Here is an 18554-nt window from a genome sequence, read left to right as displayed (position 1 = left end):
TTTATTAATACAACTCAATTAGGATTAAGCACGCATAACCGAGTGATCATTAAGTATGTTTTGAAACAAAGGTATAAATTGCAGCATCAATTATTAGATTGGATACTAATATCTGTTGCTACAATTAGTATTGTTTGGAGTGCTTATAAAATAAGAGAATGGATTCATAATGTTTGTTGTAGCCCTGTATCTTATATGATAGTAACTGGAAAGCGGCATTATACCACTGACATTGATATTAATCAACTTATAGTAAAACTAGGAGTATTAGGTACATTTATAACACAAGATGTTAATATTATCCAAAAACAAATTGAAAGTTTGCCATGGATTCAACAAGTTAGTGTTAGGAAACAATGGCCAGACACATTAAAAGTTCATATAATAGAATATATTCCTTTAGCATACTGGAATGATTTGCAAACAATTAGTACAACAGGAATTATATTTAGAGTACCTAAGGAATATCGAGATAACGACAAAAAAGTAATGCCATCTTTGTATGGACCAGAAGGCAGCGAACGGATTGTATTAGCTAATTATTATGTGCTTAATGAGATATTAAAATCTATCAAATTTCAAATAAAATCAGTACAAATGGATACACGCTGCTCATGGCAACTGGTTTTACAAGATAATATCCATCTAAAATTAGGTAGAAATAATATAATCGGCCGATTATATTATTTCATTAAAATTTATCCTATTCTTATTCAAAAAATTAACGACCATAATACATGTATTGATTATATAGATTTACGTTATCGTTCAGGATGTGCTGTAAGATGGGGCTCACACTCGATCACTCCTGTGCTTTGTAGTAAATAGAATAAAAAATAAATAAAGGCAATCACAAATATGATCAAAGCTTCAGATAAAAAATTACTAGTAGGATTGGAAATTGGAACAGCTAAAGTCGCTACGATGGTAGGTGAAATTTTGCCTGATGGAATAGTAAATATTATTGGGTTAGGATATTGCCCGTCACGAGGCATGGACAAGGGAGGAGTGAACAATTTAGAATCAGTAATAAAATGTGTACAATATTCTATTAATCAAGCAGAGCTAATGGCAGGTTGTCAAATTTCATCTGTTTACCTTTCTTTATCTGGAAAGCATATTAGTTGCAAAAATGAAATAGGCATGGTACCTATTTCAGAAGAAGAAGTGACGCAGTCAGATGTGGATAATGTAGTACATATAGCTAAATCAGTTAGAGTTCGTGATGAACATCGAATATTACATGTAATCCCACAGGATTACTCTATTGATTATCAAGAAGGCATTAAAAATCCAGTTGGGTTATCTGGAGTTAGAATGCAAGCCAAAGTCCATTTAATTACTTGCCATAATGATATGGCTAAAAATATCGTCAAAGCAGTAGAGCGATGTGGATTACAAGTGGATCAATTGATATTTTCTGGATTGGCTTCAAGCCATGCTGTGTTAACAGAAGATGAACGTGAGTTAGGTGTTTGTGTTGTAGATCTTGGTGGTGGTACCATGGATATAGCAATATATACTGCTGGAGCTTTACGTCACACCAAGGTTATTCCATATGCTGGCAATGTCGTCTCTAGTGATATCGCCTATGCTTTTGGAACACCATTATCAGATGCAGAAATAATTAAAGTTCGTTATGGTTGTGCTTTAGAATCATTAGTTAGTAAAGGAGAAAATATTGAAGTTCCAAGCGTCGGAGGAAGACCACCTCGTATTTTGCAACGTCATATGTTGGCAGAAATCATTGAACCTCGATATATTGAATTAATGATGTTGGTTAATAAGGAGATTTTACAATTACAATCACAACTTCGTCAACTTAATATTAAACATCATCTTGCAGCAGGGATTGTATTAACAGGAGGTGCATCTCTTATAGATGGATTGTCATCTTGCGCGCAAAAAGTGTTTCATACGCAAGTTCGTATCGCATCTTCTATAAATACAAATGGGATAACAGATGATATAAAAAGACCTCATTATTCTACTGTTATTGGATTATTACATTATGGGAAAGAATCTCATTTGAATAATGAGGTAGATATAGAAAAAGGAATAACAATTAAAGGTTGGATAAGAAAAGTAAACAATTGGTTAAAAAAAGAATTTTAGTTGTTATGAATATAAAATATGCTGAATCCGTTAAAATTAATTTTTTAAAATAACTGAAGTAATATGGAGAAAACTATGTTTGAACCAATGGAATTAACTAGTGATGCAGTAATTAAAGTTGTTGGTATTGGCGGAGGTGGTAGTAATGCGGTTGAACATATGTTACGTGAGCGTATCGAAGGTGTAGATTTTTTTGCTGTTAATACTGATGCCCAAGCTTTAAGAAAAATGACAGTAGGTCAAACTATTCAAATTGGAAGTTCTATTACTAAAGGGTTAGGAGCTGGTGCTAATCCAGAAATTGGTCGTAATTCTGCAGAAGAAGATCGTGATGTATTGAGGGCTACTATAGAAGGCGCAGATATGGTATTTATTGCCGCAGGTATGGGTGGAGGCACAGGGACGGGTGCTGCCCCGATAATAGCAGAAGTGGCCAAAGATTTAGGCATTTTGACAGTAGCTGTAGTTACTAAACCTTTTAATTTTGAAGGAAAAAAACGTATGGCATTCGCTGAACAAGGAATTTCTGAATTATCTAAATATGTAGATTCATTAATAACAATTCCAAATGATAAGTTATTGAAAGTTTTAGGGCGTGGCGTGTCATTACTAGATGCTTTTAGTGCTGCTAATGACGTATTAAAAGGCGCCGTTCAAGGTATTGCGGAATTAATTACTCGACCGGGTTTAATGAATGTAGATTTCGCGGATGTACGCACAGTAATGTCAGAAATGGGATATGCTATGATGGGTGCTGGAGTAGGATGTGGTGATGATAGAGCAGAGGAAGCATCAGAACTAGCTATCGCTAGCCCTTTATTAGAAGATATTGATTTATCTGGAGCTCGCGGTGTTTTGGTGAATATCACTTCTGGTTTAGATTTAAGGCTGGATGAATTTGAAACTGTAGGAAATACTATACGCTCTTTTGCTTCTGACAACGCTACAGTAGTAATCGGAACTGCTTTAGATCCAGATATAAATAATGAACTACGTGTTACTGTAGTAGCAACAGGAATTGGCATCGATAAACGCTCAGATGTTATATTATCTAATACTAAAGAAGAAAAAAAGGCAATAAGAGATAGTCATTATCATAATCATGTCCCCCAAAGAGCATCTACATTTTTTAAAGAATCAAGACATACATCATCTAATACGGTAGATCATCAAAATACAACTCTTGATAAAGATGTAGATTATTTAGATATTCCTGCTTTTTTAAGAAAACAAGCAGACTAATTAGAAATAATAATGTAAATGGGTAATTTTTATAAAAATGCAATATACATATAGTGATTTACTAATGAAGTAAATAATACAATAATTGCATGAGATAATATAATGATAAAGCAACGAACATTAAAACGCGTTGTGCAAACTACTGGTGTAGGTTTACACACCGGTAAAGAAGTTACGTTAACTTTACGTCCTACTTCAGCAAATACTGGAATTATTTATCGTCGTACTGACTTACACCCTCCTGTAGATTTTCAAGTTAATGTTACATCAGTAGGAAACACTGTATTATGTACATGTTTAATTAATGAATATGGTGTTCAGATTCTTACTGTTGAACATTTAAGTGCTGCTCAAGCAGGATTGGGTATTGACAATATTATTATAGAACTCAACGCTCCTGAAGTTCCAATAATGGATGGCAGCGCTGGTCCTTTTGTATGTTTATTATTAGATGCTGGTATAGAAGAACTTAATAGTGCCAAAAAATTTCTTCGATTAAAACAAACAGTACGTGTTGAAGATGGAGAAAAATGGGCTGAATTAAGGCCTTTTGATGGCTTTACGCTTGATTTTACTATTGATTTTAATCATCCAGCTATTCATGTGGATACACAACATTGTTTTTTTAATTTTTCTTCAGCATCTTTTGTTCATAATATTAGTCGAGCGCGTACTTTTGGTTTTATGCGTGATATAAAAGATTTACAATCTCGCGGATTTGCTTTAGGAGGAAGTTTTGATTCTGCTATAATAATCGATGATTATCGTGTGCTTAATGAAGATGGTTTACGTTTTGATGATGAATTTGTTCGTCATAAAATGCTTGATGCTATTGGGGATTTATTTATGTGCGGACATAATCTTATTGGTTCTTTTATTGCTTTTAAATCGGGCCATACCCTAAACAATAAGTTATTAAAAACTGTTTTGTCATGCCAAGAAGCATGGGAATTTGCTACTTTTTCCAACGCATCTGATTTACCTTTAATATTCTAAGATCTACCGTGTTTTTGGATACAGAACATAATAATAATTATTCTAAATTTTATTATATAAATTTACTTAGATTTGTTTATAGAGATCATGTGTCGTGATCGAGATTCTATTTTGCATTAAATATATGTAACTTCATACTTATTCACATATTTTATTTATAGTGTTTTTAGATTAAAAAATATTGAAGATTACTTAGATATATATACAATGAATACTGTAGTAAAAAATTTAGATTGCAATGTATTTTCAATATTACTGAGTTTTTTAATCATTTAATATATCGTGTATTGTTACGATTATAATAAAGTGTTACATGCATATAACACTTTATTATAAAAATCAGAAAACTAATATTTTTGATATTGTAATTGCCTTGGTTTATATTTATAGAAATTTTGGATATCGTCAGATTAGGGTATTTTCTTGGTACACATCACGTATCTTTATATATTTGTATGATCACAATGGTAATTGTGATAATTGATTAGTAATTACTTTAAAAATTTTTAAATTTGTATACTATATCTTAGTCTTAGAACATTGGAGATATTCTAATCTACAATTAATAATAATATCATATTTGTAATATGTTTAAGGCAAGATATGCACATGAATTTTACATAAATAATGACTTATATTTATCATGTATTTTATTTCAATTTATTAGCATCTATTTTGATAAATTGTAAATTAGTGTCATTTTACAATTTTTATTAAAATTTTCCTTGCAGGCTTAAGTATTATGACCGGAAAATATGTAATTGTTGCATGTTATTCAAATAACGTGCTGCCATTGTAATGAGATATAAATTGTCATGCTAACACCATTTAAATTATTTACTAAAATTTTTAAAAATAGAAATGATCGCGTGTTACTTCGTATGAAGAAAGTGGTGGATGTGATAAATTATATAGAAAAAGATATACAAAAGTTAAATGATAATCAACTTTCTTCTAAAACGAATGAGTTTCGTGTATCGATTGAATCAGGTGTAAGCCTCGATCATTTATTACCACAAGCATTTGCTGTAGTACGCGAAGCTATTAAGAGAATATTTAATATACGTCTTTTTGATGTCCAATTATTGGGGGGAATAGTTCTTAACAGTCGATGTATTGCAGAAATGAAAACTGGAGAAGGAAAAACTTTAACTGCTACGTTACCTGCTTATCTGAATGCATTAAGTGGGCAAGGAGTACATATCGTTACAGTTAATAATTATTTAGCACATAGAGATGCAGTAAATAATAAACCGTTATTTGAATTTTTGGGATTAACTGTTGGAATTAATTTACCGGGACTATCAGCATCCATGAAACGTGCAGCGTATACAGCAGATATTACCTACGGCACAAACAATGAATATGGGTTCGATTATTTACGTGATAATATGGTTTTTGTCCCAGAGGAACGGGTGCAACGAGGATTACATTATGCGTTAATAGATGAAGTAGATTCTATTTTAATTGATGAAGCTCGTACCCCATTAGTTATTTCTGGGCCATCAGATGATACTTCTTTACTATATGTAAAGATCAACAAATTGGTCTTTAGCATAATTCAAAAAAATAAAAGAAATATAGATAATTTACAAAAAGAAGAGTATTTCACAGTTGATGAGAAATCCAGACAAGTTATACTTACCGAGAATGGATTAGTATTAATAGAGCAATTATTAATTAAGTCTGGAATCATGAACCAAGGTGAATCATTGTACTCATCAGATAATATTATATTGATGCATCATGTTAATGCAGCATTTCGTGCTCATATTTTATTTGCGTGTGAAGTGGATTACCTTGTTAAAAATGGTGAAATACTTATTATTGATGAACACACAGGACGAGTTATGCCTGGTCGGCGATGGTCGGATGGATTGCACCAAGCAATAGAAGCTAAGGAACATGTAACGATTCAAAATGAAAATCAAACATTAGCTTCAATTACATTTCAAAATTATTTTCGTTTATATGAAAAATTATCCGGTATGACAGGTACTGCTAGTACTGAAGCGTTTGAATTTCAATCTATCTATAAATTAGATACTATCGTTATACCGACCAATCGTCCTATGATTCGTAATGATTTTCCAGATATAATTTATATGACGGAACACGAAAAGATTGAAGCTATCATTAATGATATTAAAGATTGTGTTAAGCGAAACCAGCCAGTGCTAGTGGGAACTATATCAATTGATAAATCTGAAATGATTTCTCATGCTTTAAATCAGATTGGAATTATGCATAAGGTTTTAAATGCTAAATTTCATGCTGCAGAAGCAGATATTATAGCACAAGCAGGATATCCTGGTGCAGTAACTATTGCTACAAATATGGCTGGTCGCGGCACTGACATTATATTAGGGGGGAATTGGCGGTCAGAAGTTACTGCGTTGCATAAATCAAATACATGTAAGATTTTAAAAATTAAATCTGATTGGAAAAAACGTCATAATGCGGTATTAAAATCTGGAGGGTTACATGTTATTGGTACTGAACGGCATGAATCTCGTCGTATCGATAATCAATTGCGTGGACGATCTGGCCGACAAGGGGATATAGGTTCATCTAGATTTTATCTATCAATGGAAGATTCATTAATACGTATTTTTGCTTCTAATAGATTAGTGAACATGATGAAAAAATTAGGAATGAAATCAGGAGAATCAATTGAACATCCATGGATTACTAAAGCTATTGCTCATGCTCAAAAAAAAGTAGAAAATCGTAATTTTGATATTAGAAAACAATTATTGGAATATGATGATGTAGCTAATGATCAGCGTCGTGTTATTTATGAACAACGCGATAAACTATTAAATATATCAGATATCAGTGACGTTATTAAAAATATTCGTTATGATGTTGTTGATAAATTATTTAATATTTACATTCCTCTAGAAATTATAGAAAATAAAAAGGATGTCATAAAATTAGAAGAATGTTTGAAAAATGATTTTTGTTTAGATTTACCTCTTCTAAAATGGATAGAAGTAGAGCCTATATTATATGAGGAAAAAGAAATATTACGTCAACGTATATTAGAAAATATGACACAGAAATATGAACATACCAGAAAAATAATTGGAATAGACATTATGTGTTCTTTTGAAAAAGAAATTATGTTGAGAACGTTTGATGTACTGTGGAAAGAGCATTTAGCGTCAATGGATTACTTACGGCAAGGAATTCATTTGAGAGGATATGCACAAAAAGATCCGAAGCAGGAATATAAAAGAGAATCATTCTCTATGTTTACTAAAATGTTAGATCATTTAAAATATGAAGTAATAAGCGAAGTGAGTAAATTAGTAATAGAATTGTTCAATAAAAAAGAATCTATTTTAAATGCAACTAATAAATATAATAATTTTCAATCTATAAATACACAAGTAATGAATACTAAACTAGTATCGATAGATCATTTTTTAAGTCAACATACATTAACCAAGAATAAAATAGTGAGTCGCAATGATGCTTGTCCTTGTGGATCCAATAAGAAATTTAAAGAATGTCATGGTAAAATTGTAAATAAACGTCATTAATACACATAAAATGTTTTAATTTAACATTGTTTAGTCAGCTATATAGTAAATATAAGGTTTATATTGTTTTTTAATTATCATATTCAACTCGAATCTATAAGAAATAAATGTTTGTAATACGTATATATATATATATATATAATAGTAGTGTTTATAACTATAATTTATATGAACGTTGTTGTGTTATTTATGACAAATAATTTTCATATGTTGTGTGATAAAATATAAATAAAGTATAATCTTGAGTTTTATTTTATTTACTAAAAATAGTGTTTTTAGTAATTATTGTTTTCCTTAAGATAATATTGATGTAAATCATAAATATATCGTGTCATTCCATCAATACTTTTGTTGTTTTCAATAATGCTATCAGCATAGTCTAATCTAGACTGGCGGGATACTTGCGATAATAAAATATTTTCAGCGTATTGTTTGCTTATTTTATCTCTACTGATAATTCGCTTTAACTGAATATCAACGTGCACATCCATCATTAGTATATGATCTGCATATTTTTGTAAATTATTTTCTATTAGCAATGGCGCAACCCATAAAATATAAGATGATCGATTGGATAATATATTTATTGTTTTTTGTGTTTCTTTTCTAATAAGCGGATGCAGCAATTGTTCAAGCCATTCTTTGTCTTTAGGATTGAAAAAAATATTTTTTTTTAACATGGATCTATTTAATGATCCATTAGAAAATAAAATGGTGGGCCCAAAATATTTGGTTATCATGCGTAAAGCAATGCTGCCAGGTTGTGTGATTTTTTTAGAAATCACATCAGCATCTATTACCGATACTTTCTTTGATAAATTAGAAAATTTTTTAGCAACAACACTTTTTCCAGAACAAATACCACCGGTAAGCGCAACAATATAAGACATAATTTTGTGTGTGTTATTAAATAAAAAATGTTTTTATGAAATGTTGTTCTAAAATTATAGAATTAAATTAATATTAAAAATATTTAAAACGATGGCACCTTGCTTTTATAGCAAATAGTATTGTTTTTATAAACATCCAAATAATACTGTTTACTTTCTTAATATTTTAATCATCAATAAAACTGATTGATAATCTTATTACATAATTAAAAAATTTTCTATAATTCATGATGGTTCTTTATTAAAACATTCTAATAACGCTTATTGTTAATAACCCTGTATATATATCAATAATTATTACACATAAATAATTATATAACTAATCCGAGTTAATTTGTGAGAATATACACATATATATCATAAATGTTTGTGATAATAAACATTTATGATATATATGTGTATATTCTATCTAAATAGAATATAATAATTGTTTTTCAAGAATAATTATAAATTCATTGTGTGTTTAACGACATTAGAGGAATTATATAAAAATAATGAAATTTAAAAAAAATATTGATATGAATTGCTTTTAATATATATAAACAGGAGCAAATATATGTCAACAAAATCGCCAAGCAGTCGTAGACGTTCTTCTTTGAATGTATTAATAATTGCTGGAGTTACACCATATCAACGAAAACCTAATGAAGAATATATGAGTTCTAATCAACTTTTACATTTTAAACGTATCCTTAAAACATGGAAAAATCAACTCAAAAAAGATTTAGGATTTTCTGCGTTATGCGCGCAAGATCAGGCATCTATCAATTTTCCAGATCCAGTAGATAGAGCAGTACAAGAAGAAGAATTCAACATTAAATTACGCAATCAGGATAGAGAATATAAACTTGTTGAAAAAATTGAAAAAACCTTAAAAAAAATAGATACAAATGAATTTGGATTTTGTGCTTCATGTGATGTAGAAATTGGTATCCGAAGATTAGAGGCTCGCCCAACAGCTGATTTATGCATTGATTGTAAAACTTTAGAAGAAATTAAAGAAAAACAAATGACCGGATAGATTCTTAATAAAATTAAATTCATATGCCCGCGTTATATGATATAACTCTAGAAAATTAGTTTTTGAATGCTGTAGATATTGATTTTTATCATGGCTATTGATTTATTTTCGATTTTTTGCGATTTGTTTTACATCATAAACGCTATTTATGTGAATATTTGTCTGATGTTTTAAATCTTGATACCATTTAATATTTTTTGTATAAAAACGAAAGGATCGATAATTCGATAATTGGCTGGAATATATAATAAAATGGAACGAGTTTGGGTAGGTATTGGTAGTAATATGTTAAATCCACAACAACAAGTGGATCGTGCAATCTGGTCTATTTCTAAGCTTCCAATGACTAGACTTGTAAATTTTTCCTCTTATTATCGTAGTCTACCATTAGGAGATAAAAATCAGCCCGATTTTCTAAATGCAATAATAATATTAGATACTAATTTATCTCCAAAATCATTATTAAGTCATATGCAATATATCGAACGAAAACAAGGACGTATACGATCACTTAATTCTCTTATATGGCAGCCACGTACATTAGATTTAGATATTTTATTATTTGGAAAATATTTTATATATACTCCTGAATTGACAATACCACATCATGGCATGCTTAATCGAGAATTTGTGCTTTATCCATTGATGGCATTAGACAATAATTTAATTTTTCCTGATGGGAGAGTTATAACAGATATCGTTAAAACCGTACCTAAAAATGGTTTAGATTTTTGGAAGGAATAATACAGATTGATTAACACACATCAACCATACATACATAAACTGTTGTATGTGTTGTGTTTATTTTGATAACAAATTAGACGGTATATATTTAATTAAGATTAAATGGAATGATATTGATAGTATGGCAGTATTGATATATGCGTGTCGTTTGTTTAATGCGGTAGATATATTGATACAACTGTTAAAAATTTAATCAAATAACATATTTTCTATTATCGTTTTTTGTTACTGTAATTTAAAAAAATAATATTAAAATATGTTGTTATTATGGATAAACAGCTAATTATCGCTATAATTTATAGAAATTTATGCGGTTTTATAAAAATTTTTGTTTTTATTACTCAAAGTGATTAATGAAAATGTTTATAATTAATACATATAATAATTTTTTGATATTATTTATAGTATAAATATATTTGTTATATAATATATAACAAATATATTTAATGTTTATACATAAGTGTTGTATTTATAAAACGCATTAAAATATTTTATTTTTTAATTCAAATATATTTAACGAAAATTTTATGATCACAAAAAAATTATTTGATGATTAATTGCTATATACTTAAATACATAAATATGTACATTTTACAGTATATGAATTTATTGATAATAAAAATGTATACTTATCAATACATTTGGCATATATAATAATTTATAATTTTTAAAATTAATCAATGTTCATTATCCTAATGAAGATTGCAGTGTTTTTGTTGTTTATTGATAAATGCGAATAGCTGTTGATTATATATATATATTATAGTTGCATTGAGATATATTGGGCATTAGTAATTAGTCAAACAGGAGGTTTATCCTATCCTCATAGAGTTCTTAATATTATTAATTAAAAAATTAAAATTTGTGCAATTGTATTAGTTACATGATGTTACTATTGAATTTGAAAGTTATTCCGATTATATTTGGTAATTTAAGTGTTTGTTATATTTTCAAATTTGATAATTTTTCTATTTTAAGTATTAATGGAGAAAAGTTTAGTTTTAAGTATTATAAAAATCCATTTTAATTACACCATGAATATAACATCATGTCATGTATGATGCGGGGTAATCAAAGTATCATTATTTATTTATATCAGTTTAATAATTTTATATAAATTTTGTTGTTGATAAGATCTGATTAAGTAAGAGCAAAATATCAGTAATGTCTTTATTTTGAATTGTAATGAAAGGAATCTTTATACTATAAAGACAGGAATATAAAGATAAGAGTTATAGATTAATTCATACAACACCAGTAAGAGTTTTTTAAAACTCAAAGAGAGGAGTATTGTATCTCTTCCAGTTATAAACTGATATATTCTACACCCAAATAAATATAAATAGATATTATTTATTTGGGTGTAGAATATATTTGAAATATATTGATTAGATATGTATATTTCATTCATAAAAATTTAATTTAAGATCGTGCACATTATTTTCTGTAGTATGTTAATGTTGTTTGCTATTTATCAAAGAATAGAGTTTTTTAAATTTAAACCCCATGTATATTGTTATTATGTTTAATTAAATTATAAAAATACTCTTTTAATTTGACACGTCAATACTTGATGATACTCTTTAAATTATAAACACTTTTTTTGTTGTTAATTGTGTTATGTATTAATAATGGCAAAAAACTTCATGATTATATATATTTTTTTTGTGGACAAGAATTTGCATTCTGAACGTATAAATATTTAAGTTATAAGCAATATGTTTATTTATATTGGTATGCTTTTAATAGAAACTAGCTTCATTATATACCCTATAAGTAGCAACAGAATATACAGTAATAAAGTATTATTTGTAAGCTCATTTGTTTGTTTGAAAATTTTAAAGAATCATATGAAATTTATTATATTTGTTTTTTTATATTAGGCAAATCAGTAATTGACCCATTATGAATAGATGCTGCTAATGCTATTGATTCATATAAGGTTGGATGAGCATGAATGGTTAAAGTAATATCTTCTACATCACATCCCATTTCAATGGCTAATGCGATTTCTCCTAATATTTCACTAGCATTCGTGCCTAATATTGATCCCCCAATAATTCTGTTCGTTTTTTTATTAAAAACTAATTTGGTTATGCCTTCTTTACAATCTTCAGTAATTGCTCGACCTGAAGCCATCCACGGGAAAAGCGCAACTTCATAATCTATATTTTTATCTTGAGCATCTTTTTCCGTATATCCAACCCACGCTATTTCTGGGTCAGTATATATAATGGATGGGATTATTATTGGATCAAAACAACGTTTTTTACCAGAAATAACTTCCGCAGCTACATGTCCTTCATGAATACTTTTATGGGCTAGCATTGGATATCCAATAATATCTCCAATAGCAAAAATGTGTTGTACATTAGTACGCATCTGCTTATCTACAGGAATAAACCCATATTTATTTACCTTTACTCCCGCACGTTCAAGATTCAACATGTTGCCATTTGGAGCGCGACCAATTGCTACTAATAATGCATCATAACGTTGAGTATTTTTTAATAAAGTTTGTTTATTTTCCATAGTTGCATAAATACCATCTTTCTTTGCTTCTACTATGTTAACTGTAGTGTTTAAAATTAAATTAATATTTTTGCTAATTATTTTAGTAAAAATATTAGTGATATCTTCATCTAAGATTGGCATAATTCGATGACACATTTCTACTATATCAATTTCTGATCCGAAAGCATGATATATTGCTGCCATTTCTAAGCCTATAGCCCCTGAACCTATAATTAGTAAACGCTCAGGTATTGATTGTAAAGATAGAGCATCAGTTGAATTCCAAATTCGCTGATCATTAGGAATACATGGTAGCGACACAGTATGTGATCCTGCTGCTATAATAGCGTAATTGAATGCTATTTCTAAAGTCATTTCTTTATTTTCAACTTGAATAGTATGATTATCAATAAATTTACCAACCCCATCAATTACTTTAACGTTTCGCGTTTTTGCCATAGCGCTCAAACTATTTGACAATTGATCAATAATTTTATTCTTCCAAGAGCGCGTTTTATCAAGATCAATATGTGTTTCTCCTGAAAAAATACCATATTTATTTAATTTCTTGTTTGTTTCAATTAGTTTGGCAATATATAACAATGTTTTGGAAGGAATACAACCAACGTTAAGACACACTCCACCTAAATCAGGAAAACGCTCTACTATTGTAGTATCCATACCTAAATCAGCGCAGCGAAAAGCCGCAGAATAACCTCCTGGTCCCGCACCTAAAACAAGAATTTGAGTTTTTATTTTTATATGCATAAGTATAGTGTCCTCAATTTTTGATTAAAACTATTGATTATAGTATCTAATTTGATAGAAATACATATTTCTATATGTATAGAATTTTATGTATAGTATGGATATTATCATATCATACTTCAATTTAATCGATATTATCTTTAACCATAAAAGCATGACAAGACAATTTTTAAAAAGTGAAATTTTTGAATTTATTCTTATGTAATTAGTCAATTTACATAGATAATAGTCTTGTGTCAGCAATTATTTGATTAATAAGTGTCATAAATCGAGCGCCATCAGCTCCATCAATAACACGATGATCATATGATAATGATAAAGGCAGCATTAAGCGTGGAGTAAATTCTTTTCCGGTCCACACTGGTTTCATAAAAGATTTAGACATTCCTAAAATAGCTACTTCTGGAACATTGACAATTGGAGTAAACGCTGTACCGCCGATACCCCCCAAATTAGATATAGTAAAACTTCCTCCTTGCATATTAGCGGGAGTCAATTGATTCCCAGTACGAGCTTTCTTTGAAAGCTCTTCCAATTCCTGTGATAACAAAATAATGCCCTTCATATTTACATCATGGAGAACGGGTACTAATAAACCTTTAGGAGTATCTACTGCTATACCAATATTAATATATTTTTTTAAAATTAGTGTTTGACCGTCTTGAGATAAAGAACTATTGAATCGCGGCAACTCTTCTAATGCTTTTGCAACTGCTTTCATAACAAAAACTAAAAGTGTAATTTTGCAATTTATTTTTTTCTTTTTAATGTCAATGTTTTGCTGTTTTCTAAAACTCTCTAAATCGGTAATATCAGCTTCATCAAATTGCGTTACATGCGGAAGCATGATCCAATTTCTTTGTAAATTTGCGCCAGAATTTTTTTGTATTTTGCTTAACATTACGGTTGTAATATCGCCAAATTTACTGAAATCTATCTTCGGCCAAGATAATATGGGTAGTAATTGATTGGATTGCATAGATGACATACGGTTTGTATAATACATTGAGATGTCATTTATATAATTTTGAATATCTTCTTTTAAGATACGTCCCTTACGACCACTACCTTTTACTTTTGATAAATTTATTCCGAATGTACGAGCCATATGACGTACTAACGGCGTAGCATGTATTGTAACATCATGATGTACATCGTTACATATTGCTCCTTTTCTGTTATCATTGTGTGTTACAACATCAGGAGAAGGAACAATATTTTTTTTATCATTAACATTAATAGTAAAAGTATTAGTTTGATTTTGCGTATCAAGTAGCAAAATCAAAGATCCTGTATGTACTTTATCTCCAACATGGACATAAATTTTAGTAACAATACCAGAACAGGAAGATGGTATTTCCATAGATGATTTATCACCTTCAATTATAATAAGCGGCTGATTAGCATTAATATTATCTCCTATTTTTACCATTACTTCCGTAACTTCTAATTCATCCTCTCCAATATTTGGTATATTAATTTTGATTGCCATCGTGTTACCTCTTATATTAGGCGTGGATTAATTGTGTCGGGGTCAATATCAAAAATCTTGATAGCACTTAGAACAACATCGGCGCGAATATGGCCTTTTTTGACTAATTGGGCTAATGCAGCAGTAACCACATAACCTGTATTTACTTCAAAATGATGTCGTAAATTTTTTCGACTATCGGAACGACCAAATCCATCTGTGCCTAATACAAAAAAATGATGACCTGGAATAAAACATCTAATTTGTTCTGCAAACAATTTCATATAATCAGTAGCAGCTACAGTGGGAAAATCATTCAATATGGTAGTAATATACGGTATTTTGGGTATATCCATGGGATGTAGCATATTCCAGCGTTCGCAGTCTTGCCCATTCCTTGCTAATTCAGTAAAAGAGGTAACACTGTATACATCAGAACTGACGTTATATTCTTGAGATAATATTTTAGCTGCTTCACGAACAAAACGTAAAATAGCGCCAGAGCCCATCAATTGAATTTTGCCATTTTTTCCCGATAAAGATTCTAACTTATAAATTCCTTTTCTAATACCTTCTTCAACTCCTATTGGCATGGCCGGCATATGATATTTTTCATTTAATGTAGTTATGTAATAATATACATTTTCTGGGTTACTTCCATACATACGCATGAGGCCATCTTGTATAATAACAGCAATTTCATATGCATATGCTGGATCATAAGAAATGCAATTAGGAATTGTTAATGACTGAATGTGACTGTGCCCATCAGCATGCTGTAATCCTTCGCCATTTAAAGTAGTTCGACCAGATGTTCCTCCGATCAAAAATCCTCGAGCTTGTTGATCAGCGGCGGCCCAAAAAAAGTCTCCGATTCTTTGAAAACCAAACATTGAATAATATACATAAAATGGTATCATAGGAAAGTCGTTAGTACTGTATGAGGTAGCGGCTGCTAACCACGACGCTGCTGCGCCTAATTCGCTGATACCTTCTTGTAAGATCTGACCTTGTTTATCTTCACGATAATATGCAAGTAAATCATGATCTTGAGGAGTATATTGTTGTCCCATGGAGCTATAAATACCGATTTGACGAAATAGCCCTTCCATCCCAAAAGTTCGGCCCTCATCAGCAATTATGGGTACTAGTCTATTTTTAATTGGAGTGTATTTTAGTAATATATTTAGAACACGTATAAATGCAAGAGTAGTAGAAATATCTTTACTTTGTTGTATTAGCAAAGGGTGAAAATGCTCTAATGTTGGTAGTTCTAGAGAATTAGTAGCATGTTGCAACCTATTTGGAATGTATCCAAATAATGTTTTACGTCGCTCATGTAAGTATATGTGTTCCTGAGAACCTTCTTTAAACTGTAAATAAGGTAAAGATTCAATTTGGTCGTCTTGAATGAGATTTAATTTAAATCTATCCCTAAAATAACGTATTCCTTTTATGCTAATTTTTTTTATTTGATGCGCAACGTTCATTCCTTCTGCACTAGAACCCATACCATAACCTTTAATAGTATGTGCCAGTATTACAACAGGTTTTCCAGAACTATTTTTAGCTTTTTCTAAAGCAGCAAATATTTTTTTAGGATCATGTCCACCGCGATCTAATGCCCAAATTTCAGAGTCACTCATATCATCTACCAATGCACTGGTTTCTGGATATTTACCAAAAAAGTGTTCACGTACATAAGCGCCATCTTTAGATTTAAACGTTTGATAGTCTCCATCAACAGTTTCATTCATAAGTTGAATTAGCTTGCCACTTGTATCCTTGCGTAATAATGCATCCCATTTACTTCCCCAAATAACTTTAATCACCTCCCAACCTGATCCTTTAAATATGTTTTCTAAGTCATTAATGATTTTTCCATTTCCTATTACTGGGCCATCTAATCGTTGTAAATTACAATTAATAATAAAAATTAAATTATCCAATTTTTCTCTAGCAGCAATATTAAGCGCTCCTTTAGATTCAGGTTCATCCATCTCTCCGTCTCCTAAAAAAGTGTATACTGTTTGCAAAGTGGTGTCTTTTAGATTTCTATTATTCAAGTATTTTAAAAATTTTGCTTGATAAATTGCACTGATTGAAGCAAGCCCCATAGAAACTGTAGGAAATTGCCAAAAATCTGGCATTAATTTTGGATGAGGATATGAAGGAAGTCCTAAATTTTTTACTTCTTGGCGAAAATTATTTATTTGGTCCTCATGTAATCGTCCTTCAAGAAAAGCACGAGCATATATACCAGGTGAAATATGGCCTTGAAAATATACTAAGTCACCGCCATCGCGTTTATTACGTGCACGAAAAAAATGATTAAAACATACTTCATATAACGTAGCGGAAGATTGGAATGAGGCAATATGACCTCCTAAATCCAAGTTTTTTTTTGATGCATGCAATACCATCATAATGGCATTCCAACGCACAACAGCACATATGCGCTCCTCTATTTCTAGATTTCCGGGATATTCTGGTTCATCTTCAACTGGAATAGTATTTATATAATCATTTGTTATTTCATTATTAGAAATAATAACGCCATTATTACAGGCTTCATGTATGATTTGGTTCATTAAAAATTGAGCTCGCTCAACACCTTCTCTTTGAATAACTGAAGAAATAGATTTTAACCAATCTTGTGTTTCTATGGGATCCACATCATCAGATGAACGTTCTAACATTGTAGCATTTCCTTAATGTATTTAAAGTATGTTCATATTTATATTGATTTTATAAATATTGTAATAAAACATTTACATGCGTTTGTATGTATAATGAATAAAATGATTTTAAAAACATATTGGCGTCATTGTTTTTAAAAATTAAAATATTTGCTACGGAAAACAATATTCAGCAATTCAATGAATGTATGATGGCTCTATGACATTTTATGATCTTTTCTCTAAGAGAAATTAATAATGAAATGAAGAATTAAAAAATAATATTTACAAGAATATTATCTATAAATTTTGTACCAATTCTTTATAAGATATCATTAATTTAAATGATCGCATTAAAATGTATAAGAGACTTATTTTTTATACCAGTACTCACTTGTGTATATTATATTATACGATTTACATTAGTAATGTTATTTTTATCAGACAGCTTCATACATATCATCATAAAATTGAATTATATTTCAGGTCTTTTATAATAATATATTAAAAATGCATGTTAATTTTCTTTTTATTGTGTTTAATCGTCATGTGTATTGTATATACAAT

At 29.8% G+C, this 18554-nt stretch carries 11 protein-coding genes; 7 read left to right on the top strand and 4 right to left on the bottom strand.

The window, feature by feature from the left end:
* Window positions 1-78 precede the first annotated feature (78 nt).
* From M9407_RS01965 to secA, 5 genes are all read left to right on the top strand, one after another.
* A complete protein-coding gene (locus M9407_RS01965; protein WP_250236817.1) occupies window positions 79-828 on the top strand; it encodes a cell division protein FtsQ/DivIB in 750 nt (249 codons plus the stop codon).
* A 30-nt stretch (window positions 829-858) separates the two neighbouring features.
* Window positions 859-2115 (top strand): cell division protein FtsA, encoded by a 1257-nt coding sequence (ftsA, locus tag M9407_RS01960; RefSeq protein WP_250236815.1) that lies wholly within the window; start codon window positions 859-861, stop codon window positions 2113-2115.
* Between the two features lie 75 nt (window positions 2116-2190).
* Complete coding sequence (gene ftsZ, locus M9407_RS01955) at window positions 2191-3357, top strand: cell division protein FtsZ (RefSeq protein ID WP_250236813.1); 1167 nt, start codon at window positions 2191-2193, stop codon at window positions 3355-3357.
* Between the two features lie 102 nt (window positions 3358-3459).
* Window positions 3460-4353, top strand: a complete 894-nt coding sequence (gene lpxC, locus M9407_RS01950; RefSeq protein ID WP_250236812.1) for a UDP-3-O-acyl-N-acetylglucosamine deacetylase — start codon at window positions 3460-3462, stop codon at window positions 4351-4353.
* A gap of 815 nt (window positions 4354-5168) precedes the next feature.
* Window positions 5169-7901, top strand: coding sequence for a preprotein translocase subunit SecA (gene secA, locus M9407_RS01945; RefSeq protein WP_250236811.1), 2733 nt, complete (start codon window positions 5169-5171; stop codon window positions 7899-7901).
* 275 nt (window positions 7902-8176) lie between these two features.
* On the opposite strand, the gene coaE is transcribed toward secA, so the two are convergent.
* Window positions 8177-8791 carry a dephospho-CoA kinase gene (gene coaE, locus M9407_RS01940; protein WP_250236809.1) on the bottom strand — a complete coding sequence of 205 codons (615 nt, stop codon included), beginning with the start codon at window positions 8789-8791 and terminating at the stop codon, window positions 8177-8179.
* A 556-nt stretch (window positions 8792-9347) separates the two neighbouring features.
* Between coaE and dksA the strand changes: the two genes are divergently transcribed.
* Window positions 9348-9812 (top strand): RNA polymerase-binding protein DksA, encoded by a 465-nt coding sequence (dksA, locus tag M9407_RS01935; RefSeq protein ID WP_250236807.1) that lies wholly within the window; start codon window positions 9348-9350, stop codon window positions 9810-9812.
* A gap of 252 nt (window positions 9813-10064) precedes the next feature.
* Complete coding sequence (gene folK / locus M9407_RS01930) at window positions 10065-10556, top strand: 2-amino-4-hydroxy-6-hydroxymethyldihydropteridine diphosphokinase (protein WP_250236805.1); 492 nt, start codon at window positions 10065-10067, stop codon at window positions 10554-10556.
* A 1860-nt stretch (window positions 10557-12416) separates the two neighbouring features.
* On the opposite strand, the gene lpdA is transcribed toward folK, so the two are convergent.
* The 3 genes from lpdA to aceE form a co-directional block, all read right to left on the bottom strand.
* Window positions 12417-13838, bottom strand: a complete 1422-nt coding sequence (gene lpdA, locus M9407_RS01925) for a dihydrolipoyl dehydrogenase (RefSeq protein ID WP_250236803.1) — start codon at window positions 13836-13838, stop codon at window positions 12417-12419.
* Between the two features lie 214 nt (window positions 13839-14052).
* Window positions 14053-15330 carry a dihydrolipoyllysine-residue acetyltransferase gene (aceF, locus tag M9407_RS01920; RefSeq protein ID WP_250236801.1) on the bottom strand — a complete coding sequence of 426 codons (1278 nt, stop codon included), beginning with the start codon at window positions 15328-15330 and terminating at the stop codon, window positions 14053-14055.
* Window positions 15331-15341: 11 nt separating this feature from the next.
* Window positions 15342-18008: a pyruvate dehydrogenase (acetyl-transferring), homodimeric type gene (gene aceE, locus M9407_RS01915; RefSeq protein WP_250236799.1), complete on the bottom strand. Its 2667-nt coding sequence runs from the start codon at window positions 18006-18008 to the stop codon at window positions 15342-15344.
* Window positions 18009-18554 lie beyond the last annotated feature (546 nt).

The organism is Blochmannia endosymbiont of Camponotus sp. (assembly GCF_023586365.1).
GTDB lineage: Bacteria > Pseudomonadota > Gammaproteobacteria > Enterobacterales > Enterobacteriaceae > Blochmanniella.
This window is presented reverse-complemented; position numbering and strand designations above follow the sequence as displayed.